This window comes from Gracilibacillus caseinilyticus, assembly GCF_022919115.1.
Classification (GTDB): Bacteria; Bacillota; Bacilli; order Bacillales; family Amphibacillaceae; genus Gracilibacillus; species Gracilibacillus caseinilyticus.
The window spans coordinates 1,784,545-1,808,166 of the sequence record NZ_CP095072.1; the positions used below are offsets into that span (position 1 = coordinate 1,784,545).

General features: G+C 41.2%; 17 protein-coding genes. 10 read left to right on the top strand and 7 right to left on the bottom strand.

Annotated features, from left to right (window positions below):
- Positions 1-24 precede the first annotated feature (24 nt).
- The 4 genes from MUN88_RS08550 (at position 25) to MUN88_RS08565 (ending at position 2,465) form a co-directional block, all read left to right on the top strand.
- Entirely contained in the window at positions 25-231 is a 207-nt protein-coding gene (locus tag MUN88_RS08550) for a DUF4083 family protein (RefSeq protein WP_244723319.1), read from the top strand.
- 27 nt (positions 232-258) lie between these two features.
- Complete coding sequence (locus MUN88_RS08555; RefSeq protein ID WP_244723322.1) at positions 259-447, top strand: DUF6366 family protein; 189 nt, start codon at positions 259-261, stop codon at positions 445-447.
- A gap of 57 nt (positions 448-504) precedes the next feature.
- Entirely contained in the window at positions 505-1,053 is a 549-nt protein-coding gene (locus MUN88_RS08560; RefSeq protein ID WP_244723325.1) for a GNAT family N-acetyltransferase, read from the top strand.
- A gap of 173 nt (positions 1,054-1,226) precedes the next feature.
- On the top strand, positions 1,227-2,465 hold the full coding sequence (locus MUN88_RS08565; RefSeq protein WP_369809927.1) for an IS256 family transposase: 1,239 nt from the start codon (positions 1,227-1,229) through the stop codon (positions 2,463-2,465).
- Here MUN88_RS08565 and MUN88_RS08570 read toward each other — a convergent pair.
- Positions 2,423-2,842 (bottom strand): SpoIIAA family protein, encoded by a 420-nt coding sequence (locus tag MUN88_RS08570; RefSeq protein ID WP_244723327.1) that lies wholly within the window; start codon positions 2,840-2,842, stop codon positions 2,423-2,425. The two genes, MUN88_RS08565 and MUN88_RS08570, sit on opposite strands and share 43 nt — an antisense overlap.
- A 400-nt stretch (positions 2,843-3,242) precedes the next feature.
- The gene (locus MUN88_RS08575) at positions 3,243-3,860 is read right to left on the bottom strand and encodes a hypothetical protein (protein ID WP_244723328.1); all 618 of its coding nucleotides are present in this window, start codon (positions 3,858-3,860) and stop codon (positions 3,243-3,245) included.
- A 367-nt stretch (positions 3,861-4,227) separates the two neighbouring features.
- Between MUN88_RS08575 and MUN88_RS08580 the strand changes: the two genes are divergently transcribed.
- From MUN88_RS08580 to lacZ, 5 genes are all read left to right on the top strand, one after another.
- Positions 4,228-4,992: an IclR family transcriptional regulator gene (locus MUN88_RS08580; RefSeq protein ID WP_244723329.1), complete on the top strand. Its 765-nt coding sequence runs from the start codon at positions 4,228-4,230 to the stop codon at positions 4,990-4,992.
- A gap of 16 nt (positions 4,993-5,008) precedes the next feature.
- Entirely contained in the window at positions 5,009-6,157 is a 1,149-nt protein-coding gene (gene dgoD, locus MUN88_RS08585) for a galactonate dehydratase (RefSeq protein ID WP_244723330.1), read from the top strand.
- A 12-nt stretch (positions 6,158-6,169) separates the two neighbouring features.
- Positions 6,170-7,123, top strand: coding sequence for a sugar kinase (locus MUN88_RS08590; protein WP_244724416.1), 954 nt, complete (start codon positions 6,170-6,172; stop codon positions 7,121-7,123).
- 14 nt (positions 7,124-7,137) lie between these two features.
- Complete coding sequence (locus MUN88_RS08595) at positions 7,138-7,761, top strand: bifunctional 4-hydroxy-2-oxoglutarate aldolase/2-dehydro-3-deoxy-phosphogluconate aldolase (RefSeq protein ID WP_244723331.1); 624 nt, start codon at positions 7,138-7,140, stop codon at positions 7,759-7,761.
- A 177-nt stretch (positions 7,762-7,938) separates the two neighbouring features.
- Positions 7,939-11,043, top strand: coding sequence for a beta-galactosidase, LacZ type (lacZ, locus tag MUN88_RS08600; protein WP_244723332.1), 3,105 nt, complete (start codon positions 7,939-7,941; stop codon positions 11,041-11,043).
- A 159-nt stretch (positions 11,044-11,202) separates the two neighbouring features.
- On the opposite strand, the gene MUN88_RS08605 is transcribed toward lacZ, so the two are convergent.
- The 4 genes from MUN88_RS08605 to MUN88_RS08620 are packed head-to-tail and all read right to left on the bottom strand — an operon-like array spanning position 11,203 to position 15,950.
- The gene (locus tag MUN88_RS08605) at positions 11,203-12,249 is read right to left on the bottom strand and encodes an aldose epimerase family protein (RefSeq protein ID WP_244723333.1); all 1,047 of its coding nucleotides are present in this window, start codon (positions 12,247-12,249) and stop codon (positions 11,203-11,205) included.
- 19 nt (positions 12,250-12,268) lie between these two features.
- Positions 12,269-13,762 carry a UDP-glucose--hexose-1-phosphate uridylyltransferase gene (galT, locus tag MUN88_RS08610; RefSeq protein WP_244723334.1) on the bottom strand — a complete coding sequence of 498 codons (1,494 nt, stop codon included), beginning with the start codon at positions 13,760-13,762 and terminating at the stop codon, positions 12,269-12,271.
- Between the two features lie 2 nt (positions 13,763-13,764).
- On the bottom strand, positions 13,765-14,757 hold the full coding sequence (gene galE / locus MUN88_RS08615; protein WP_244723337.1) for a UDP-glucose 4-epimerase GalE: 993 nt from the start codon (positions 14,755-14,757) through the stop codon (positions 13,765-13,767).
- Between the two features lie 20 nt (positions 14,758-14,777).
- Positions 14,778-15,950 carry a galactokinase gene (locus tag MUN88_RS08620; RefSeq protein ID WP_244723340.1) on the bottom strand — a complete coding sequence of 391 codons (1,173 nt, stop codon included), beginning with the start codon at positions 15,948-15,950 and terminating at the stop codon, positions 14,778-14,780.
- 217 nt (positions 15,951-16,167) lie between these two features.
- On the opposite strand from MUN88_RS08620, the gene MUN88_RS08625 reads away from it, so the two are divergent.
- Positions 16,168-20,946, top strand: coding sequence for a 5'-nucleotidase C-terminal domain-containing protein (locus MUN88_RS08625; protein WP_244723343.1), 4,779 nt, complete (start codon positions 16,168-16,170; stop codon positions 20,944-20,946).
- 396 nt (positions 20,947-21,342) lie between these two features.
- On the opposite strand, the gene metE is transcribed toward MUN88_RS08625, so the two are convergent.
- Positions 21,343-23,616, bottom strand: a complete 2,274-nt coding sequence (gene metE / locus MUN88_RS08630; protein WP_244723346.1) for a 5-methyltetrahydropteroyltriglutamate--homocysteine S-methyltransferase — start codon at positions 23,614-23,616, stop codon at positions 21,343-21,345.
- Between the last annotated feature and the right edge of the window lie 6 nt (positions 23,617-23,622).

Here is a 23,622-nt window from a genome sequence, read left to right on the forward strand (position 1 = left end):
ATAGTAAGGAAGGGAGAAAATAACATGAATTGGCAAGTACTCGGCAGTATGGGCTGGTTAATATTAATAGTTATGATAGTTATATGTTTAATAGCTTTTATTTTTCATAGTGTTGGGACATTCTTCAAAGACAATGGAGACGGCAATGGTTATACACCCACAGGGAAAGAGAAAAATATTGAACAGAAGCTGGATCGGATTATTGAGTTGCTGGAAAAAGAGAAGGAATGAATATGTATAAAAGAAAGGGGTTTTTCCATGAGTAATCAAACACCAGAGGAAAGAAGAGAACGATTCAGACAACAGGAGTTGAAAGGAAATCCATCCAGCAGTATTCACGGTGGTGGAATTGCTGATTTAGTTGGAAGTTTAGGATGGAAAGGTACTGGAATCTTGATTGTGGTGATAATAGTTGCTATGATCATTTATAATGTTTTTTTCCGTTAGAGGAAATAGATAGATGATGATTCAACAGATCTAAAGGTTGGAGGATAAAACATACATATGACGATAATAAATAGAAATAAAGTATTCTTACAAGAAGCAACCGATAGTGATATAGCGGAGTTATATTATTGGAAGTTTGAAGAGAAAGAACAAGCGGCAAAAAAGTGGAATGGTCCTTATATCAAAGAGGAGAGGGTGTCAAAGGAAGAGTATAAGCAAGGATGGAGGCAAGAGATTATCGAAGGTATTCCATCATCACTAGTTATCAAAACTGTTGATAAAGTGATTGGATATGTTGGCTCCTATTGGGTGGATAAAAACACAAATTGGTTAGAAACCGGGATAGTGATTTATGACAGTAACTATTGGAACGGCGGTTATGGTTCAGAGGCTTATAAACAGTGGATGGACTATCTTTTTGCATCTACTGCTATACATCGGCTTGGTATGTCAACATGGTCTGGCAATAGCAGAATGATAAGGGTTGCGGAAAAACTCGGAATGAAGGAAGAAGCAAGAGTAAGAGAAGCAAGAGTCGTCAACGGTGAATATTTTGATGCTATTAAGATGGGGATCTTGAGGCGAGAATGGGAAGGTTTAAAATAGGTAAAGCCGACCTGATTGTAATGGAGGTCGGCTTCTTTTGGTTAATACTGGAATAAATTTATTCTTCTGGGAGTGTAATATTAACTGTGTAAGTAAGAAATGCGTACGGTTTCTTACTCACACAGTTTTTTTATTTGTTAGAATAAAAGTATAAAGCTAAAGGAGTGTTTGAAATGGGGAAACCAAAAAGAGATCCTAACTCCGTAGATTTAGCGAACAAGATTATCGAACAGTATCAACCTGAAACAGTAGAAGACATGCAAAATGCATTAAAAGACATTTTCGGACCAATGTTTGAGACGATGCTAAAAGGCGAAATGGACCATCACCTAGGATACTCCTCCAATGAAAAGGGCCAAAAAAATACGGAAAACCGACGTAATGGATACGGAAAGAAAACGGTCAAAACATCAACTGGAGAAGTGGAACTAGAAGTGCCAAGAGATCGTGACGGCTCCTTCGAACCACAAGTCATTCCCAAACGCCAACGAGATGTCTCAGCTATTGAAAACAAAGTAATTTCCATGTACGCCCGTGGTATGTCTCAAAGAGATATCTCTTCGACTATTGAAGATATTTACGGGTTTTCTGTGTCTCATGAAATGGTGTCTAACATTACGGATCACGTGTTAACAGAATTAGAAGAATGGCAAACCAGACCCTTACAACCGTGTTATCCTTTTGTTTTTGTAGACTGCCTTTATGCCACTATTCGCAATGACTATGAAACGAAGAAATATGCGGTTTATACGATGTTAGGCTACACCATGGAAGGCAAAAAGGAGATACTTGGCTTATGGCTTAATGAAACCGAAAGTAAGCATAAATGGATGCAAATCTTTGATGAGATTAAAACAAGAGGGGTAGAAGATATTTTCTTTCTATCTATCGATGGCGTGAGTGGCTTAGAAGAAGGTGCTCGTGCCATATTCCCGGCATTAACAGTCCAACGTTGTATCGTTCACCTTATTCGAAATTCACTTAAATATGTACCAAGTAAAGACTATAAACCTTTCACAGCTGCTTTACGAAAAGTATATGGAGCATCTAGTCTAAAAGCTTGTCGCAGCGCCTTTGAAACCTTTCAACAACAATGGTCTTCTTATCCTGGAGCCATTGATGTGTGGAAACGTCATTTTTCTCATGTGGAACAGCTTTTTGATTACGGTAGTGCGATTCGCAAAATCATGTATACAACAAATGCCGTAGAAAGTGTTCACTCCAGCTATCGTAAAGTTACCCAAAAAGGAGCATTCCCACACGAGAATGCCCTATTAAAAGTCTTATATTTACGAACAAAAGAACTTGAAAATAAATGGGAAGGTGGCCATATTCAGCAATGGGCCATGGTGATGAACCAGTTATTAATTCATGACCACCTCAAGGATCGTGTATTAAAGTATTTGGAATGACTTACACACTTTTCTTGACAAGCCCATTCTTCTAACCACATTTTCGCCATCTCTTTTTGGTCCAAGTTAAAATACTCAATCTTCGTACTTGGAAAGAGACTTTCTAACTTAGAATCTTCTTTCAGATATTTACTATCCGCAACAAAGGCAGTTTTATGGAAGCTTTTCCAGTGCTTAATCATTTTGAAATCTTCTATTAGTGCTTTAAAGGTTAACCCTTCCCAATTTTCTAACAGGAGCAGCACATTCACTTTTTCTAAGTCACTTACTTTGTTGTCAAAGAAATCGTCGACTTGCTGAATGTCTTCCTTTTTTAATTTTCCACTTGCGCTAATTTCTACAATTGAGCTGTTTTCAATATTTGCAATTTCAATCATCAGATTTCATCCTTTCCGTTCTTATCTATTTAACCATTCCTTGTTTGAGTGTGTATTAAACATAGACATATGGAGCAAACATGCTTGTCATGCTTTTGAAAAATAGAAGTAATGAAAAATCGATTATATAAAGGAGAAATAAAATGTATCTATATAATAGCTATCATATCGAGCGCGATACTGGGCTATCTTCTTTTAATGCTGGGTCCAGTTTTTGGTGGGTTGATTGCGTTTGGGATTATAGTCGGTTGTCTGTTTAGAGGATTGTATATATTAAATGCGATACATGAACAAATAAGCCGGGTAGCACCGAACGAAGCTGAAGCGGACCGAGTGTATCGCGAATATTTGGAAGAGAGAGCAAAGCAGTACGTGAGATGCTTTGCTCTTCAACGAGATGTTAGTCTAACTGAACATAAGCTTTTAGTTTGAAATCACCGTATTCTTTAGCAAAAGTAAAGCGGTACGTATGCTGTTCCCTGGTACCATCTGTTTCCTTCTCCACCTCAGATGTGAGGTCAAACAGGTAGAGAGAACGACTGACCTCATCCACATTGATATCTATCAGTTTTCCTTCAGGATAAAGCTCTTGCTCTATCGACGAGAACACGATCTCTTCATTCAGTACGGCGTCAGCAAGTGCCTTGAAATCTTCTTCCTCAGTAAGAGCATAATAGGATTCCAGCACATCCTTTCCAATATGTACTAATTTCTGATCAGAATAAAAGTAAGGAGTAAATAACTGATACATAAAAAAGAAAAGAATAAGTACGCTCGCAATTACGCGAATCGGGATGTGAAAGCGAATGTCGTCTAACCATTGATCTATTTTCATAGAAAACCAGATAATTGTTGTTAGTGCTATCGCTAAAATAATGAAATACAGAAAGTGATCAATATGAAACCAATCATCTCTGATCAAAAAATAAAAGAAATAAATAGACAAACATAATATAAATGTTCTTCTGACAATCTTTTGAACCTCATAGTGCTTTTCTGAAAAAGGTTGATCACTCATCGTAATACCTCCACTTCTTGTGCAATTCAACCATCGTTCTTCGCATTATATTCTATCAGATTTATAGACATAATATGGTTATTTCGGTTTGTCACGGCGCTAACCGTCCGTAATATCCCCACTTCAAGATTCGAGAGATAAATAAGAAGTTAAGTGGGGGATAAACGGCCGATAACTTCCTGATAAGTTTCGCTAGCAATCAGTGGGGGTTAAAAACCCCCACTGATTGAAGTCTCACTTTATCCATTTTAACAAAACTGCAAACGATTACGAAAATCAATTGACGTTAACCAGATTTCTCGCTACAATAAAATTATTCCATAATATAAAATAACGTTCCGAATTGTGGAACATGGGAGGTTGAGTGATGGCACAAGTTCAATCAGTCGAGCGTACTTTTTCGATATTGGAAATTGTCGCACAGCATCCGGACGGGGTTAGTATCACTGCCTTATCGAAAGAAATGGATTTGGCAAAAAGCACTGTCCATCGTCTGTTGGGTACATTAGTAGCAAGAGGGTATGTCCAAAAGGATACCAATACAGGTTACTATCAGCTAGGCGTTCAATGCCTGGTATTAGCAAGTTCACTGTTAAATAATTTAGATATTCGGACCATCGCTAAAGATGCGTTACAACGACTTGCAAAGTACGCCGGTGAGGTTGTTCACTTATGCATTCATGATAAGAATGAAGTCGTTTACATCGATAAAGTTGAAGGTGAACAAACACTCAGAATGTATTCGCAAATTGGCAAAAGGGCGATGATGCACTGTACCGGGGTGGGGAAGGCATTGTTATCAGGATTTAGCGAGCAAGCCATTGATCAATTAATGAAGGAAAAGGGGTTACCCTCGTTTACAGATACAACGATTACAACGAAGGAAGAGCTGGAGCAAGCGTTATTGACTATCGAAAAACAAGGTTATGCGATTGACGAACAGGAGCATGAGGATGGAATCCGTTGTATTGCAGCGCCTATTTTTGATCATGATGGTCATGTAATTGCGGCAATCAGCATTGCTGGTCCAATCGAAAGAATGACAAAGGAGCGGGTAGAAGGCGATTTAACGAGAGCGATTATGAAAGAAAGTCACGATATATCTGCTAAGTTAGGCTATCTTAACAAATAAAGGAGAAGGTGACCAAATGAAGATTACCAATATTGAAACATTTATCGTACCGCCAAGATGGTGCTTTGTAAAAGTAGAAACCGACGAAGGAATTACTGGCTGGGGAGAGCCAGTCGTAGAAGGGAAAGCAGCTACTGTCGAAACGGCGGTACAAGAGCTGTCAGAATTTTTAATTGGAAAAGATCCACTGAACATTGAAGACCACTGGAATGTGATGTATCGTGCCGGGTTCTACCGTGGTGGTCCAATATTGATGAGTGCGATTGCCGGATTGGATCAGGCTTTATGGGATATAAAGGGTAAATATTTCAATGCTCCTGTTTATCAGCTTTTAGGTGGTGCTTGTCGGGAATCCATTCGTGTGTATTCCTGGATTGGCGGTGACAGGCCAAGTGATGTTGGAGAGGCTGCTAAAAAAGTAGTCGATGCCGGCTTTACAGCAGTAAAAATGAACGGTACAGAAGAACTGCAATACGTAGACAGTTATGAAAAAATTGATCATGTGGTCGAAAGAATTGCTTCTGTCCGGGAAGCGGTTGGACCATACATCGGTATTGGCATTGATTTTCATGGAAGGGTTCACAAACCGATGGCCAAAATACTTGCCAAAGAATTAGAAGTATTTCGTCCCATGTTTATAGAGGAGCCTGTTTTGCCGGAAAATAATGAAGCGTTAGCCGAAATATCCAAGCATACTTGCATTCCGATTGCGACTGGCGAACGGATGTATTCACGCTGGGATTTTAAACCGTTATTTGAAGCAGGTTATGCCGATATTATTCAACCTGATCTATCACATGCTGGTGGTATTACGGAAGTGAAGAAGATTGCCTCGATGGCGGAAGCTTATGATGTCGCGGTTGCACCACACTGTCCATTAGGTCCAATTGCACTTGCTGCCTGCTTACAGATGGATGCAACGGCTCATAACGCTTTTATTCAGGAGCAAAGCCTAGGCATTCACTATAATAAAGGAAATGATCTGCTAGATTATATAACTGATCACTCTGTTTTCCATTATCAAGATGGACACGTGAAGATTCCGCAAGGACCAGGGTTAGGAATTGAAATAAACGAAGAAAAGGTAAAAGAATTAGCGAAAACGGGACATAAATGGCGTAATCCAGTATGGCGTCATCAGGATGGAACCGTAGCAGAATGGTAAGGAGGTCGTATGATGGATGTCGTAACAATAGGTGAAACGATGGCCCTGTTCACTCCAGAAACGCAAGGGAAGATGCGCTATTCGTCCTACTTTTCCCGGAAGTTCGCCGGAGCAGAAACGAATGTAGCGATTGGATTAGAACGGTTGGGGTTCAATGCTGGATGGATCAGCAAGGTTGGCGATGATGAGTTGGGCAAAGCACTTCTCTCCTTCGTTCGCGGAGAAGGGGTCGATGTCTCTTCTGTAACAACGGATGACCGGGCACAAACTGGTCTATATTTTAAAGAGCTGCGAACAGAGAATGATGTCAGGGTCTACTATTATCGTGCGGGATCGGCAGCGAGCAGAATAGCACCCGACAATATTAAGGAAGACTATATTGCGAATGCGAAATACCTTCACCTTACAGGGATCACGTCAGCCTTAAGCGAGAGCTGTCATCAGGCGGTATTACAAGCGATACAATATGCTAAAAAACATCAGGTGACGATTGTGTTTGACCCGAACATTCGAGAGAAATTATGGCCATCCAAAGAAAAAGCGAAAGAAGTACTCTTACAGCTGTCGGCTCTAGCGGATGTTGTTTTGCCGGGTATAAGTGAAGCGAAATACCTTTTTGGCGAACAGGAATTGGCCGAATACGGCAGACTGTTTATCGAGAATGGTGCCTCTACCGTTATTTTGAAAGAAGGAAGCAAGGGGGCTCATTATTTTTCTGAAAAAGAGAGTGGATTTGTCCCGAGTTATCCGGTGGATCGAGTGGTTGACCCAATTGGGGCAGGAGACGGCTTTGCGGCAGGAGTACTTTCTGGTTTATTGGAAAGCATGCCTCTAAAGCGAGCAATCGCCAGAGGCAACGCGACCGGAGCGATGGTGACGATGGTCAATGGAGATGTCGAAGGGTTGCCAGATGTAGAGGAAATCGCCCATTTTATGAAAAAAGACAAAGAGGATGTTAATCGGTAAGGAGGGAAACAAAAATGGAAACCTTGCAAAACATTTATCAGCATAAATTAGTGGCGATCATCCGCGGTGTTGCACCTAAGGATGTTATGGATGTTACGAAGGCTTTGTATGAAGGCGGTATCAGAACGTTGGAAATTACCGCAGATACGCCGAAAGTATTGGAGATAATTGAAAAGGTAAGAACAGAATTCCATGATGAAATGATTGTCGGTGCTGGAACGGTATTGGACGCGGAGACAGCACGTGCTGCTATCATGGCAGGTTCACAGTTTATCTTTTCGCCAACGGTAGACATCGATACGATTAAGCTAACCAAAAGGTATGGTGTGGTCAGCATTCCAGGGGCGATGACCCCCACTGAAATACTAACAGCTTATGAAAATGGCGGGGATTTGATTAAAGTATTTCCTGCTACCATTTTAGGTCCAACCTATTTGAAAGACATTAAAGGACCGATGCCTCATATTCCGTTAATGCCAACAGGTGGTGTTAATCTCGATAATATCTCGGATTACTTTAAAGTAGGTGCCAAAGCAGCAGGGCTTGGCAGTGCGTTAGTACGTGGACAGGACAGCTATTCAGCAGCGGATCTTCAGGCATTAACAGCAAGAGCACAACAATTTACAGCAAAACTGTAAGTGCGTATTCAAAAAGTTGCCGAATGAGAAGCAAGAAGGTCGAGGCGGCGAAGGATCGAGTAACGGAGCGTTTGTATTTCCATACGTGAGTAACGGAGAAACAAGCCAACGAAGAGATTCGCTGCTTATCATTTGGTGATTTTTTGAACATCATCTATAAGTGAGGGAATGACAAACATGACAAAGGATTGGCAAACATTATCTGTATTGGAACGGAACAGAACAAAGGCAAGAGCACATTATATTCCATATGCAGATCAGCAGACGGCAAAAAACGATGTGCGTTCTGATTCAGATCGTTTTCAACTGTTGAATGGCAAGTGGAAATTTGCGTATTTTCCGACAGATCAGCATGTGCCGGACGACGTAGCTCAGTGCGATGTCAGTGATTGGGATGACTTGTACGTGCCATCGAATTGGCAAATGCATGGCTATGGTATTCCACACTATACGAATAAACAATATCCATTTCCGATTGATCCGCCACATATACCGACAGAAAATCCTACAGGTGTTTATCGGCGAACTTTTTACATTGATTCTGAGTGGGAAGAAAAACAAGTGTACCTTCGTTTTGAAGGAGTCGACAGTGCTTTTCATCTTCTGATCAACGGTGCGGAAGTAGGATATAGTCAAGGCAGTCGTATCCCGAGTGAATTTGCAATATCCGATTATGTACAACCAGGAGAAAATGAGCTTACCGTGAAAGTGTATCAATGGTCAGACGCCAGTTATATTGAAGACCAGGATATGTGGTGGCTGAGTGGTATTTTCCGTGATGTGTATTTACTAACACGTCCAACTTGTCACGTGGAAGACTTTTTTGTCCGAACTTTACTGGACGAAGATTATCAGGATGCTACGTTACAAGTAGAAACAGTGCTCAATATCGATCCGGGTAGTGATTACCAGCTTCAATTCCAATTATTCGATTCACAAGATGTGTTGTTGAAGGAATGGGAGACAGCGTTGGCTGGCAGAACAACGGTTACATCAGTAGAAGTGAAAAATCCGACGAAATGGAGCGCGGAAAGTCCAGCATTATATCAATTGCTCATTTCCTTAAAGCACGATAACCAGGTGGTGGAAGTGATTCCAGCACAAGTCGGTTTCCGCTTCATTGAATTGAATAATGGTCTGATGCTCGTAAATGGAAAAGCGATCAAATTAAAAGGTGTCAACCGCCATGATCATCATCCAGACCTCGGTAAAGCAGTGCCGTTAGAATGGATGATCGAGGACGTGAAGCTGATGAAGCGCCACAATATTAATGCTGTTAGAACGGCGCATTATCCGAATGATCCTCGTTTTTATAAGCTGTGTAATGAATATGGGCTGTATGTCATCGATGAAGCGGACTTAGAATGTCACGGTTTTGAGTACATCGGTAAGCCGCATATGATCAGTGATGATAAGGAATGGCAGGAGGCCTATCTCGATCGAATGATACGGATGGTGGAACGAGATAAAAATGAACCATCGATTATTATGTGGTCATTAGGAAATGAATCTGGTTACGGGCAAAACCATGACGCCATGTATCAGTGGACGAAAGAACGTGATCCTTCTCGTCTCGTGCATTATGAAGGAGAATGCCGCACGATCATGAATGCGAGCGCCAAAGATCCGTCTGCTGATCCCATTTCTTCTGATATGTTTACAACAATGTATACAGATATCGATGTATTAGAAAATCTGGGCACGAAGGATTTCTTAAAAACCCCTCATATTCTCTGTGAATATGCGCATGCGATGGGGAACAGTCCTGGTGCGCTAAAGGAATATTGGGAAACGTTCTATCGCTATCCGAGATTGCAGGGTGGTTTTGTCTGGGAATGGATGGATCATGGAATTAGGAGAACAACTGGAGAAGGTACGGAATATTTTGCCTATGGTGGCGATTTTTGTGATCAGCCGAATGATTCCAACTTTGTCATGGATGGATTAGTCATGTCTGATCATACACCATCACCAGCACTTGCTGAGTACAAAAAGGTGCTTGAGCCTGTAAAAATAGAAAGTTTTAATTGGGGAGAGAAAACGGTAAACGTAACGAATCGCTATGATTTTATTAGCCTTGGTCATTTACAACTGATTTGGACGCTTGAGCTGGATGGCAAGATGATCGAAAGTGGAGCTGTGTTGTTAGAGGACGTAAAGCCCTTTGAAACGAAACGAATTGAATTACCACTTGAAACGCAGTCACTTGCTGAGGATGTCTGGCTGCATGTTAAATGTGTGCTGACGAAGGATTTTGATTGGGCAAAAGCAGGTTATGAGATCGCATGGTCACAATTTGCAGTGTCTGCCACAGCGAAGCAAACACCATTGATTCGAATGCAGCATGGTCATTTATCGGTAATGGAGCATCGAGAGCAATTGCAGATTAATTCTGCAGCCTTTTCGATTGCCTTCAATAAAATAAAAGGAGAGCTTGCGCAGTGGGACGTGCAAGGAGAGAGCTTGCTGTCACGCGCACCGAATTTAAATGTATGGCGAGCTTTAATTGATAACGACGTATATGAAACCAATCAGTGGAAACCGGTGAGCAACATGAGCTACTGGAAACAATTCGGCTTACATTGGTTGCAGCATCGCCTTGATCAGTTTGACTATCAAATGAGCGAAGACGGTAAGAAAGTGGAAGTAAAGGCGACTGTCCGGAGTGCTCCTCCAAAATTGGCGTGGTCCATTGATACGACGTACACCTATCACATTTTCGCAAGCGGTGATATTAGGGTGAACGTCCAAGGTTCCTTTAACGGAGAGGTGCCGGAAACAATTCCGAGAATCGGTTTGCAAATGAAAGTACCAACAGACTTTCAGCAGGTAAGTTGGAATGGTGGGGGGCCAGGCGAAGCTTATGTCGATAGTAAAGAGGCTTCTCGTCAAGGCGTGTGGTCAAGCACAGTGAATGACTTGTTTACCAATTACGCCGTGCCACAAGAGAATGGTAATCGCCATCAGGTGAAATGGATGAGCTTATCTGCTGAACAAGCAACAGGATTGCTCGTCATTGGTGAACCTGTCTTTGATTTCAGCGTGCAATGCTATGATATGGAAAATATCGATCAGGCGCGTCATACGTATGATTTAACAGAAGCGGAGGCACTGACCGTCAACCTTGACTATAAACAACATGGATTAGGGTCAGCGAGCTGTGGTCCTGATGTGTTACAGCAGTATCAGTTACGACCAGAAGACTTCTCATTTACGCTGCGGCTGGTGCCATATGCTAGTGAGGAAGATGCAGCTTCTTTAGCAAAAACATTGCTGGAATAAATTTTAAGGCCACTTATCGCGGTTTTATGGTCACTTTTGGTCGTTTAATGGCCACTTTTCCGTTTATTATGGCCACTTTCAGCAACTTAATGGCCACTTTTCATGGCCACTTAGCTAAAAAAATTCCCGCTTCCTAATGAGGAGCGGGAATTTCTATATTTAGTCTATTGTATCAAAAGTGAAGGTTGTTTTCGTGAAATATTTTTCCCCTTTGTTTAGCCAAACAGATGGGAAGCCTTCATGATGAATCGAAGCTGGTGATGCTTGTGTTTCCAGGCAAAGACCAAGGTATCTTACTGATTCGCGCTCACGTAGTGCTAATCCTTCAGGAAGGTTATTAGATGTGTACATGACCACACCCGGTTGATCTGTTACAACTGATAACCGGCGTCCGCTGTTGTGATCAATGACTGCTGCATTTTCGCTGCTGTCTTGATCGAACAGGAAGTAATGATCATAGCCGTGATTGGCTACGAGATTTTGTTTGAAATCAGAAGTGACACCGTCTTTCATCGGACGGCCCTCACGGAAATCATAAACAGATCCATCCACATCAAGGATGTTTCCAGTTGGAATTAGTTCCTCATCTAATTCTACAAATCTACTACTATCCAAACTTATCTCGTGATCTTGAATATCGGATTTTAGATTACCACTTAAATTAAAGTAACTGTGATTTGTTGTTGTTAATACTGTATCGTGATCAGAGATTCCTTCATACGTAATCGTAAAGGCATTTTCATTTGTTAAGGAATAGGTAACGTTCATATCCAAGTTTCCAGGGTAGCCATTTTCGCCGTCCTTACTATGAAGTGTTAGGGTTAAGCCAACTTCTTCATTATTCTCGAAAGGTGTAGTCGTCCAGATTGATTTATGAAAACCTGGTTCACCGCCATGAAGGTGATGTGCTCCTTCATTTTGAGGTAACGTATAGGTCTTGCCATTCATTTCGAATTGCGCTTTTTCAATTCGGCCAGCGACACGACCAATTAATGCACCGAAATAGCCTGGATTTTCAAGGTAATCGGTATAATTGTCAAAGCCGATTACGACATTTTCCAGGTTGCCTTCACGGTCAGGGGCAAGAATTTTTGTAATAATTCCGCCAAAATTAAGAATGGAAACAGCCATTCCGTTATCATTGACAAGCGTAAATTCCTTCCATTGCTGATCTTGTACGTCGATTACTTCTGTTTTTACTTCCATTATCCGGTCCTCCTACTGCTTATGCTTCGTTTAGATGTGACAGAAATCGTTTGAATGCGGTGCGTCCTGCAGTATCTGTTTTGTATACACCTGCATCTTCTAATACTCGGGCAAATTTCTTTCCTAATTCATCCTCGACGATTTTGTCCACGTTTGCTTCGGTAATGCTTTCAAAACTATCCTTTATTGATTGTACCCAATTCGCATGATAGTCTGCAACCGTTATCGTTTCATCCAGCAGATGTTGTTTAATAATCTCTAACTCATCTTTGAGACGAGGAGGTAATACAGCAAGTCCCATAACCTCAATTAATCCGATGTTTTCTTTTTTGATATGGTGAACGTCTTCATGTGGGTGGAAAATACCCATTGGATGTTCGTCAGTGGTGCGATTGTTACGAAGCACAAGGTCCATTTCAAATTGTCCATTTCGCTTACGAGCGATTGGCGTAATCGTATTATGTGGTGTTGTGTCGGTATATGCGAGTATATCTGCATCCGGATCACTATAGTCACGCCATTTTTGTAAAATATAATCGGATGCCTCGACTAACTTGTGGCGGTCTTGGTGACGCAGGCGAATGACCGATAATGGCCATTTCACTACAACTGCTTTGACATCGGAAAAAGCACCCAAATCAAAGGCGAATTCTTCTTCTGCATCCGTCATTGCAAAGGTATAATGTCCGCCCTGATAATGGTCATGCGACAGGATGCTGCCGCCAACAATCGGTAAGTCAGCATTGGAACCAACGAAATAATGTGGGAACTTCTCCACAAAAGCGGTCAGCCTTGCGAAAGAATTCCAATCGATTTTCATTGGTCGGTGTTCCCGTGCAAAAATGATACTGTGTTCATTGTAATAAACGTACGGTGAATATTGTAAGAACCAGGACTCATCTTCTAACGGAACTTCAATGATTCGGTGGTTCGAGCGGGCTGGGTGACCAATCCGTCCGACATAACCTTCGTTCTCTGCACAAAGCAAACATTTTGGATAGGCGCTATCCTGTTTCATTTCTTTTTCGCGTCTTATTTGTTCTGGGTCTTTTTCCGGCTTTGATAAGTTTATTGTGATATCTAACTCTCCATAGGCGGAAGGCGTTTTGAACTGAATATTATGGGCAATTCGCTTTGTTTGGATATAATTACTGTCTTTGCTTAGTTGGTAAAAATAATCGGTAGCAGCTTCTGCTGAATCTTGATATTTCTGATAGAAAGCAGCATTAATTTCGGATGGTTTCGACAGGAAGGCATCCATTATTTTGGCTGTAAGCTGCTCCCGTTCATCCAGTAATCCTTCGATTAATTGCTTTTCTACTGCGAGATCCGCTAACTTCTCCAAGACGTCAGGAATGTCCAGCTCTAGTGCTGGAGCATCCTCCTGATAAGCTACTTCTTCTAAAATTCCTAGTACCTGATTACGGGAGTAGATTCGATCACTTGCTTCAATTAGTTCTTTTTCGACGGCTTTGTCTACTAAGGTGTTTACTAAATTTGTAATCTCTGCCATCCTTAATCCTCCTTGTAACCATGTGGGTTTGCCTGATGCCAGTTCCAAGCATCTGTTAAAATGCGGTCAATATCCGTTCGCCTAGGATTCCAGCCGAGAATTCGTTTTGCTTTGTCCGAAGCAGCGATCAACGTACTAGGATCACCAGCTCTTCTTGGTGCTACGACGGCAGGAATTTCATGATTCGTTACTTTACGAGCGGCATCGATAATTTCTTTTACTGAAAAGCCTTGGCTGCTTCCCAGGTTGAAGACGTTACTGTCTCCACCTTCTTTCAAGTATTTTAATGCAAGAATATGGGCATCAATTAAATCCTCTACATGAATATAATCGCGGATACATGTGCCATCTTCTGTGTTATAGTCATCGCCAAATATCGAGATATGCTCACGTTGATTTAACGCTACTTGCAAGACGATCGGAATCAGATGAGTTTCCGGACGGTGATCTTCACCAATTTCACCTGTGCTGCGAGCTCCCGCCACATTAAAATAGCGTAGCGAAACAAATCGAGTACCGTGTGCCGCTTCGGTCCATTTCATCATTTTTTCCATTGTCAGCTTTGTCTCACCGTACGTGTTAGTCGGTTGTGTTGGCATCGTTTCGGTAATTGGTACTTGTTCAGGCTCTCCGTAAGTTGCTGCTGTCGAAGAGAAGACGATATGTTTAATGTCAAACTCGGTCATAGCTTGCAAAAGGACTTGTGTACCGTACACATTGTTATCAAAATATTTAAGCGGATTTTCCATGGATTCCCCGACTAATGAGTTTGCCGCAAAGTGAAGAACGCCATCGATCTGCTCGTGGCTGAACACTTCGCGAAGAAAATCGATATCACGAATATCTCCGTTATAGAAGGTTGCTTCTGGATGAATGGCACCTTCGTGTCCTGTTAACAAGTTATCAATCACCACTACCTCATATCCTTGATCCATTAATTGATAGACAGCATGGGAACCAATATATCCCGCTCCACCTAAAACTAAAATACGCATCACAAACTCCCCCTTATTATTTATAATGAAATTTCTTTCGCACCGTCGCCAATAGCGGCTACATAAAATATTGGCGCATAGCCTACTTTTTCCTGATAAGCTTTGTCGATCGCTGCTTTGACTTGTTCTACTTCTGTTTTTTCTACAATGGCAATGGCACAACCGCCAAAGCCAGCGCCTGTCATACGAGCACCGAGCACACCTTCTTGCTGCCAGGCGGTGTCAGCGATGGTGTCCAGTTCCACACCTGTTACTTCATAATCATCACGTAATGAAATGTGTGATTGGTTGACGAGTTGGCCGAATGTTTCCAAATCGCCTTCTTTTAGCTTTTGTAATGCTTTAATGGTTCTTGCATTCTCGTATACGGCATGCTTAGCACGTTTTTGGTTGATGTCACTCTTAATAAGGCCACGATTTTCTTCAAACTGTTCAGGTGTTAACTCACCCAGGCTTTTAATATCCAGTTTTGCTTGCAGATCTGCTAAAGCCTGCTCGCATTGACTGCGGCGTTCATTGTATTTCGAGTCTGCTAATTCACGACGTTTGTTCGTATTGATAATAATAATGTCGTGTTGTTCTAACTGAATCGGTGCATATTCATAATGTAGCGTATCACAATCTAATAACATAGCGTTATCTTTTTTGCCCATCCCAATTGCGAATTGATCCATGATACCACTGTTAACACCGATGTATTGATTCTCGACTTTTTGCCCGATTTGCACCATGTGAATGCGGTCAATGTCCAGTTGGTAAAGGTTTTCTAATAATACGCCTGTTACCAGTTCAATCGAAGCAGAGGAGGAGAGACCAGCCCCATTTGGAATATTTCCATAGATAAGGACGTCAAATCCTTTGTCAATCTGATAGCCTTCCTCTTGGAAATAGAGAATCATTCCCTTAGGAAAGTTCGTCCAGTCATCTTCTTTTTTATACGCTAGATCGTCTAATGATACCTCGAAGATACCTTTGTCAGCAAAATTTTCTGAGAACAAGCGTATAGTACGATCCTGACGAGGAACAGCTACAGCATAAGTTCCAAAAGAAATTGCTGCAGGAAATACGTGTCCGCCATTGTAATCGGTATGCTCGCCAATTAGGTTAATTCTTCCAGGGGCAAAGAAAGTTCTAGGTTGCTCTGTAGTTTGAAAAACGTCTTGAAATTTAGCTACTAGGTTAGAAAGTTCCATCTATCCAGTAACCTCCTTTGGTGTATTTTGTTGACTTAATTAAATTAATTTACTAACTTTATTGTAAGCGATTTTGACAAGATATACAACATTAATACGAAAAATATTTTATGATTGAGTTTACAAAAGTTAACAATATCTTTACTGCTAGTTTAATTTTCCCCAATTTTCGACTGCTACACTACATATGTAGTAAAAAATTAAAGGAGGGCAAGAAATGAAATTACGGTCAAAATGGAAGGTCACAAGTTTATTTTTAGTATGTTTACTTTTCTTTACACAATTGACTAGCGCATTTGTCCCAGTCGTACAACTGAATGCAGCAGAAAATAATACAGAGGATTTATTCATCTCGGAATATATAGAAGGCAGCAGTAATAATAAGGCACTGGAGCTCTACAATACCACAGGTGAAGCAATAGATTTATCTTCATATACCCTGGAACTGTATTCAAATGGGAAAACATCTGTTCAATCTATATTACAATTATCCGGAACGTTAAGTGATGGTGATGTCTATGTGATTGCTAATAGTAGTGCTTCAGCTGAGATCAAAGCGGTAGCAGACCTCCTGCACAATGTTAGTAATTTTAATGGAAATGATGCCATTACCCTGAAGAAGAATAGTGAAATAATTGACGTTATTGGTGAGGTTGGTAACGATACAGAATATGCAAAAGATGTCACCTTAGTCCGTAATGTTTCCGTGTTATCCGGGAACCCAAGATTTGATGCATCAGAATGGTCGGAATATCCGCAAGATACGTTGACTTATCTAGGCAGCTATGGGGAAGAAGGTGATTCTTCAGGAGGAGATCCAACTGAACCTGGCGAAGTAGTTTCTATCGCAGATGCACGTCAACAAGCGAATGGTAATGAGGTAACCATCGAAGGTGTCGTTACTTCTGGCAATTTAGCTAATCCTAATGGTACGCAATTATCCTATTACATACAAGATCAGACAGCAGGTATTAATTTATTTAGCTTAGATGGAACAGGCTATACAGAATTAACAGAAGGAGATCACATTAAGGTTACAGGTGAACTGGCTGAGTATAACGGCTTAAAAGAAATCGTACCTGCTTCCAATGAAGCGATCGAGGTTAGTGCTAAAGGAGTAGCTCTGCCATCTCCTGCAGCTGTCACCATTGCAGAATTAAATAATGCAGAAGTGGCAGAACCGCTAGAGGGTCAGCTCGTTCAGGTTACAGGATATGTAGAATCGATTCCGGACAGCCCTGCTGGTGGCGGATATAATATATCTTTAATTAATAGTGCATTAAATAGCACGACATTACGTGTCATGGAAGGCACAATCGATCCAAGTACATTAGAAGAAGGAAAATGGTATGACATTACGGCGGTATTAAGCCAGTATAACAGTTATCAATTATTCACGCGAAAAGCAGCAGATGTCCAATTGGCAGAAGGACAGCCAGAAGGACCTGATGCAAGTGGTGAATATACCGCAACAGTTGATTATGTAACAGATGGTGACACGATTCGATTGCAAGAAGGCGTATTAGGCTCTGATCGCGTCCGTTTTATTAATATCGATACACCTGAACTTAGTGTAGATGGAGCAAATGGAGTCGATGAAGCGAATCAAAAAGAGCATGCACAAGCTGCGAAGGATCGTTTGTCAGAATTATTGCAGCCAGGCGATCAAATCACGTTAAAAATTGGAGAAGAAGCGACAGATCAATATGGCAGATTATTGGCAGAAGTCATTAATAATGATGGGATCAATACCAATCTGGAAATGGTAGAAGAAGGATTGGCGACCACTTATTTTATATGGCCAGTCGGTGATGAAGAGGTATACCAGACCTATCAGGATACTGTAGAAGCAGCAATCGATAATGAGTTAGGTATTTGGAATCCGGAAAATCCATTGAAAGAACTTCCGTTTGAATACCGTGCAATCACAGAAGGTGGCGATTTCCATCGTTATGTAGGTAATTCGGAAACGATGGTATATGTAGAACCTACCGAATATGAAGAAGTACCAGTCGAAAAGAGAATATTCTTTGCAAGTGCTCAGGAAGCGGAGGCACAAGGATATACAGCGGCCGGGGGTACAGACCCTGATAGTGAAATGTTAGAAGTTCAGCTTTTAAGTATGAATGATCTACATGGAAAAATCGATCAGGAATACACACTGAATCTTGATGGCGGTGATGCCATATATGGTCGTATGGATTACACGGCGAGCGCTATTAAGGAACGTGAACAGGAAAATGAAAACACGTTGCTTGTCCATGCTGGTGATATGATCGGTGGAAGCTCGCCAGTATCAGCGTTATTACAGGATGAGCCGACAGTAGAGATCATGAACGAAATGGGCTTTGACGTTGGTACGTTAGGGAATCATGAATATGATGAAGGCTTGGGTGAGCTAAATCGTATGATCGACGGTGGAGACCATCCAGAAGGTCTAGGTACAGAAGGATACGGTGGTATGAATTTTGATATGATTTGTGCCAACTGTATGGAGGAAGATACAGGTGAGACATTCCTTCCGCCATATGTCATTAAAGAAGTAGATGGTGTAGAAATTGGTTTTGTTGGGGTGAACACACAGGAAACGATGAATATGGTAATGCCATCATCGTTAGAGAATGTAGCATTTACCGACGAAACAGAAGCTGTCAATGATGCAGTTGAGGAACTGCAGGAGCAAGGCGTAGAATCCATTGTTGTATTAGCACACATGTCGGCTACACAGTCAGGTGCAGCTGCTTCAGGTGCAGCAGCTGATTTAGCAAAAGGTGTGAATGATGCGGTTGATATTATCTTTGCTGCTCATAATCATCAAGTCGTGGATGGAGTGGTTGATAATAAATGGATCATTCAGGCATCAGAATATGGAAAAGCTTTTGCAGATGTCGATCTTCAAATTGATCGTGAAACGAAAGATATTGAAGAGGTGGAGGCAGAAGTCGTTTTTGTAAAACAAGAGGACTACCAGCCTGATCCGGCAGTAAAAGATATATTGGATCGTTATCAATCAGAAGTGGAAACAATTATTAATGAAGAAATTGGCTATAATGGCCAGGAACTGACGGGTCAATATACAAATGACGGGGACCATGGTTTAGGAAATCTAATTGCAGATGGCATGAAGTGGGCAATGGATGCTGATTTTGCCATGCATAATGGTGGTGGTATTCGTGACAGTTTAGATGTTGGACCTATCACATGGGGTGAAGTGTTTAATATTCTGCCTTTTGCCAATACACTGATGTCAGTTGATATTAAAGGGAAAGACCTTATCCCGATTTTAAATAACAACTTGTCAAGCTATGGTTCGGACTACAGTGTATCTGGATTGCACTATACGTACAATTACGACTATCAGCATGTAGTCGATATTACACTCCCAGATGGTACACCAATTGATCCGGAAGCAACCTATACACTGGCAACAAACAATTATATTGGCACACAAGATGGACCGATCAAAAACTTAGGTACCAATGTACAAATGGGACCTGTCGATGTCGATGCAGCGGTAGATTATTTGAAGCATTTGGATACAACACAGGCGAATCCGTTAGTGATTGGTCCAGAAGGTCGAATTGCTCAAACGGATGAGATCCCGGATATTGACACAGAAGGCGAAGTGATTGGCTATAATGCACAGGATTTAATGGGGGCTTATACAAATGGGAAGGATCATGGCTTAGGAAATTTGATTACCGATAGTATGAAAGCAGAAATGGACACTGATTTTGCTGTCACCAATGGTGGAGGAATCAGCTCTACCTTACTTAAAGGTGACATCACTGCTGAATCGTTAGACAAAATTTTGAAGCATGGTAATACATTAGTGAAGATGGAGGTAACAGGGGCAGAGCTAGAATCGATTTTAAATGACCAGCTCTCTGAAGATGGATCTGACTACAGCGTATCAGGCTTCCATTATCAATATGACCATGCCGAGCAAAAAGTAGTTTCGATTACGTTACCAGATGGCGAGGCAGTTGATCCTGATGAAGTCTATACATTGACCACTAATAATTATCTTGCTGAAAGTGGTGTTTTCGCATCGATTGATTCTGAACAAGAAGAGGGCCCAGTTGATGTCGAAGCACTTGAGAATTATATTGTTTCCTTAGAAACGACAGAGATAAATCCGTTAGTTTATGGATCAGAAGGCCGTATTTCAACAGTGCCGGTAGTAATAGTTCCAGAAATAGAGGATAATAATGCTACTGTTGAAAATGAGGTCATCGATAATGTGCCAAATCATGGAACGGTGATCATTGACTTGAGTGAAGAAGAACATATAGACGAAAGCAAACCGCTGGAAGTTTCGTTTGCAAAAGAGCAAATAGCTATGCTGAAAGAAAAACAAGCGGAATTGAGGATCGAGAAGAGCGATGTTACCCTGGCTTTCCCACTTAGCCTTTTCAGTGGTGACGAGAATGTTACCATCAAAATAGAAAAGCTGGAAGAGGTCGAAGGTGCTTTAAGTACCGTTTATGACTTTACGATTATGGAAGGCAATAAAATGATCCATGACTTTTCGGATTATGGCGGAGTAGAGCTTTCGTTAAAAGTAAATGAGAAAGATGTATCTGACATTGATTCAATGAAAATCTTTTACTTAAATGACGAAACAGGCGAATGGGAAGTAATTGGTGGTTCTTATAAAAATGGTAAGGTGACAGCAACAACCAATCATTTCTCCACCTTTACCGTGATGCTAGATACTTCTTCAGATGGGGGAGATGACACAGACCCTGAGTCACCCGTGAACCCTGAAGATCCAGCAGACCCAGCAGATCCTGCTGGAGAAAATAACAACACCGATGGTGGCAATGACAGTACTGATGATAATACAGATAATAATGATGCTTCAACAGTTTCAAATGCAGGTAACACATTACCAGATACAGCAACATCAATATTTAATTATATGCTGGCAGGATTATTCGTGTTTGCATTGGGCTTTTTACTAATGATCCGCCAACGAATAAAAAAATCATAACCACAAAGGCTGCATCCAATTAAAGGTGGGTGCAGTTTTTTTGTGAGTATAGCGACAATGGCTAACAGGATAGAAGAGTGCTTATAGATTTATGTAAAGTAGAACTGTCTGACATAGTGTAATTTTGATATATCTTGAGTGCGTAGCAAAGCTCCGGAAATATGCTCCACGTCCGGCCGGAGCGATCTCCTAGCACATGAATCATTTCAAAATTACCACTAAGCAGTTAGTTTACATAACCCGTATTATAGGAAGCGTTATAAATGATAGGATCCTCCTATGCAGCATAATGAAAAGGGAGGTCCATCATGAATTAGTGACAGCTATATTCTTTATCTGTAAGAAGCAAAACATCGACATCCCTCAAACGGAATGTCGATGTTAGTTAAAAGCTAATTAATTCTGCTTAATCGCAGCATATTCTTTTCTTGCCAGTTTTGCAGCTTCTACCATTTTTTCTAAAGCAGCGATCGTTTCTGGCTCTTGTCTGGTTTTAAGACCACAGTCCGGGTTAATCCAGAATTGCTCTACATCAATCGTTTCCAGCGCACGTTTAATGTTTGCTTCCAGCTCCTCCAAAGTTGGAACGCGAGGGCTGTGGATGTCATAGACACCGAGTCCGATATCTTTCTTGTAATCATTTGTTTCGAATGTTTCCACCATTTCACCGTGACTGCGAGATGTTTCGATCGAAATTACATCGGCATCTAACCCATCGATGGCTTCATAGATTTCGCCGAATTCAGAATAGCACATATGTGTATGAATTTGTGTTTCAGGCTTCACCGTCGATGTTGCTAATAAAAAGGCATTTACTGCTGCATCGAAATAAGCTGGCCATTTTAAGCGGTCAAGTGGCAAGCCTTCACGTAATGCAGGTTCATCAACCTGGATAATACCAACACCTGCTTCTTCGAGCGCCAATACTTCTTTTTCAAGTGCTAAAGCAATTTGATCCTGTACATTGAAACGAGGCAGCCCTTCATGAACAAAAGACCAGTTAAGGATTGTAACAGGACCAGTCAGCATCCCTTTTACAGGTTTGTCAGTTAAGGACTGGGCATAAGCAATTTCCTTCACTGTAATCGGCTTTTCCCATTCAACATTACCAGCAAGTAGTGGCGGCTTCACACAACGGGAACCATAGGATTGTACCCAGCCAAATTCGGTAACGGCAAAACCTTTGAGCTTCTCACCGAAGTATTCGACCATATCAGTACGTTCGAATTCACCATGGACAAGCACATCCAAATCTAAATCTTCTTGAATCTGAATCCATTTCTTCGTTTCTGCTTCCACAAATTGTTCATACTGCTCATTCGTTATTTCACCTTTGCGCCATTTCGTTCTGGTACGTTTCACTTCAACAGTTTGTGGCAGGCTTCCAATTGTTGTTGTCGGTAATAAAGGAAGGTTGAGCTTTTCCTGCTGACGTTTTTTTCTTTCGGTAAAAGGTAAATCGCGTTTCGCATCTTGTCTTGCTGCTTCAGGTGTTTGGTTACGATATTCTGATTGGTTTAATCCATCAATGGCCTGTGTACTTGCAAGAAATGCTTCTTTAACAGTCTCTTTTCCATCACGAAGAGCCGTGGTCAACGTATGTAGCTCTGTTAGTTTTTCATCGGCAAAGCTCAATCCGCCTTTGACCACATTATCAAGCTTTTCTTCCAACTGTTTGGTAACCGGTACATGTAATAAGGAACAAGAAGGCTGCACAATGAGTGTATCAACCGATGCTGCCTGTTTAATTTCTTCCAGCAGTTGATATTTTTCTTCTAAGTCCGCGCGCCATACGTTACGGCCGTTTATAATACCTGCTCCTAAAACTTTATCAGATGGGAAACCGAATTTTTGTATTATTGATAAATTATCACCATGGACAAAATCTAATCCAATACCGCTTACTGGAAGCTGAATAACACGCTTGTAATTTTGAACCGTTTCAAAGTACGTTTGCAGAAGGATTTGAATACCATTGACATTCTGGGCAATTGTTTGATAAACATTTTCAACAATTTCGATTTCTTTCTCAGAAAGATTCGTTCCTAATACAGGCTCATCAATCTGTACCCAGGTAGCACCAGCCTCTGCTAATTCTTGAAGTACTTGTTCATATAGAGGTAATAATTTGTTAACCCAGTTTTCTAATTCATCTTCCTGATAGCCTTTCGCTAATTTAACGAATGTTACAGGACCGACGATTACCGGTTTTCCGTCAATATCCAATTCTTGCTTCGCTTCTTGATAATAGTGAAGGGCACGATTTTCGATTAATTTTGGTTCAGTATCCTTCAGTTCAGGTACGATGTAATGATAGTTGGTGTTAAACCATTTGGTCATTTCTGCAGCCACTGCATCTTTTTCACCACGAGCAATAGCGAAATAAGTAGACAATGCGGATGGGTCATGGTGCTGGAATCTTTTTGGAATAATATTGAACGCAACCGCCGTATCTAATACATGGTCATAGAAAGAAAAATCGGCTACTGGAATAAGATCTAATCCTTGTTCTTTCTGTTTCTTTAAAGCTTCTAATCTTAATTGTTTGGTCTGGCTTAATAGTGACGCCTCGTTGATGTCGCCTTTCCAAAATGCTTCAATTGCTTTCTTCCATTCTCTTTTTTCACCAATACGTGGATACCCTAGATTTGCGCTTAAAATAGTAGTCATTTAAAA

Bases quoted from the DNA above. Each gene is read 5' to 3' on its own strand.
- galE (WP_244723337.1), bottom strand. From the start codon at position 14,757: ATGCGTATTTTAGTTTTAGGTGGAGCGGGATATATTGGTTCCCATGCT.
- MUN88_RS08555 (WP_244723322.1), top strand. From the start codon at position 259: ATGAGTAATCAAACACCAGAGGAAAGAAGAGAACGATTCAGACAACAG.
- MUN88_RS08595 (WP_244723331.1), top strand. From the start codon at position 7,138: ATGGAAACCTTGCAAAACATTTATCAGCATAAATTAGTGGCGATCATC.
- MUN88_RS08570 (WP_244723327.1), bottom strand. From the start codon at position 2,842: ATGATTGAAATTGCAAATATTGAAAACAGCTCAATTGTAGAAATTAGC.
- MUN88_RS08565 (WP_369809927.1), top strand. From the start codon at position 1,227: ATGGGGAAACCAAAAAGAGATCCTAACTCCGTAGATTTAGCGAACAAG.
- MUN88_RS08580 (WP_244723329.1), top strand. From the start codon at position 4,228: ATGGCACAAGTTCAATCAGTCGAGCGTACTTTTTCGATATTGGAAATT.
- MUN88_RS08575 (WP_244723328.1), bottom strand. From the start codon at position 3,860: ATGAGTGATCAACCTTTTTCAGAAAAGCACTATGAGGTTCAAAAGATT.
- dgoD (WP_244723330.1), top strand. From the start codon at position 5,009: ATGAAGATTACCAATATTGAAACATTTATCGTACCGCCAAGATGGTGC.
- lacZ (WP_244723332.1), top strand. From the start codon at position 7,939: ATGACAAAGGATTGGCAAACATTATCTGTATTGGAACGGAACAGAACA.
- MUN88_RS08620 (WP_244723340.1), bottom strand. From the start codon at position 15,950: ATGGAACTTTCTAACCTAGTAGCTAAATTTCAAGACGTTTTTCAAACT.
- MUN88_RS08625 (WP_244723343.1), top strand. From the start codon at position 16,168: ATGAAATTACGGTCAAAATGGAAGGTCACAAGTTTATTTTTAGTATGT.
- MUN88_RS08605 (WP_244723333.1), bottom strand. From the start codon at position 12,249: ATGGAAGTAAAAACAGAAGTAATCGACGTACAAGATCAGCAATGGAAG.
- MUN88_RS08560 (WP_244723325.1), top strand. From the start codon at position 505: ATGACGATAATAAATAGAAATAAAGTATTCTTACAAGAAGCAACCGAT.
- MUN88_RS08550 (WP_244723319.1), top strand. From the start codon at position 25: ATGAATTGGCAAGTACTCGGCAGTATGGGCTGGTTAATATTAATAGTT.
- MUN88_RS08590 (WP_244724416.1), top strand. From the start codon at position 6,170: ATGGATGTCGTAACAATAGGTGAAACGATGGCCCTGTTCACTCCAGAA.
- metE (WP_244723346.1), bottom strand. From the start codon at position 23,616: ATGACTACTATTTTAAGCGCAAATCTAGGGTATCCACGTATTGGTGAA.
- galT (WP_244723334.1), bottom strand. From the start codon at position 13,762: ATGGCAGAGATTACAAATTTAGTAAACACCTTAGTAGACAAAGCCGTC.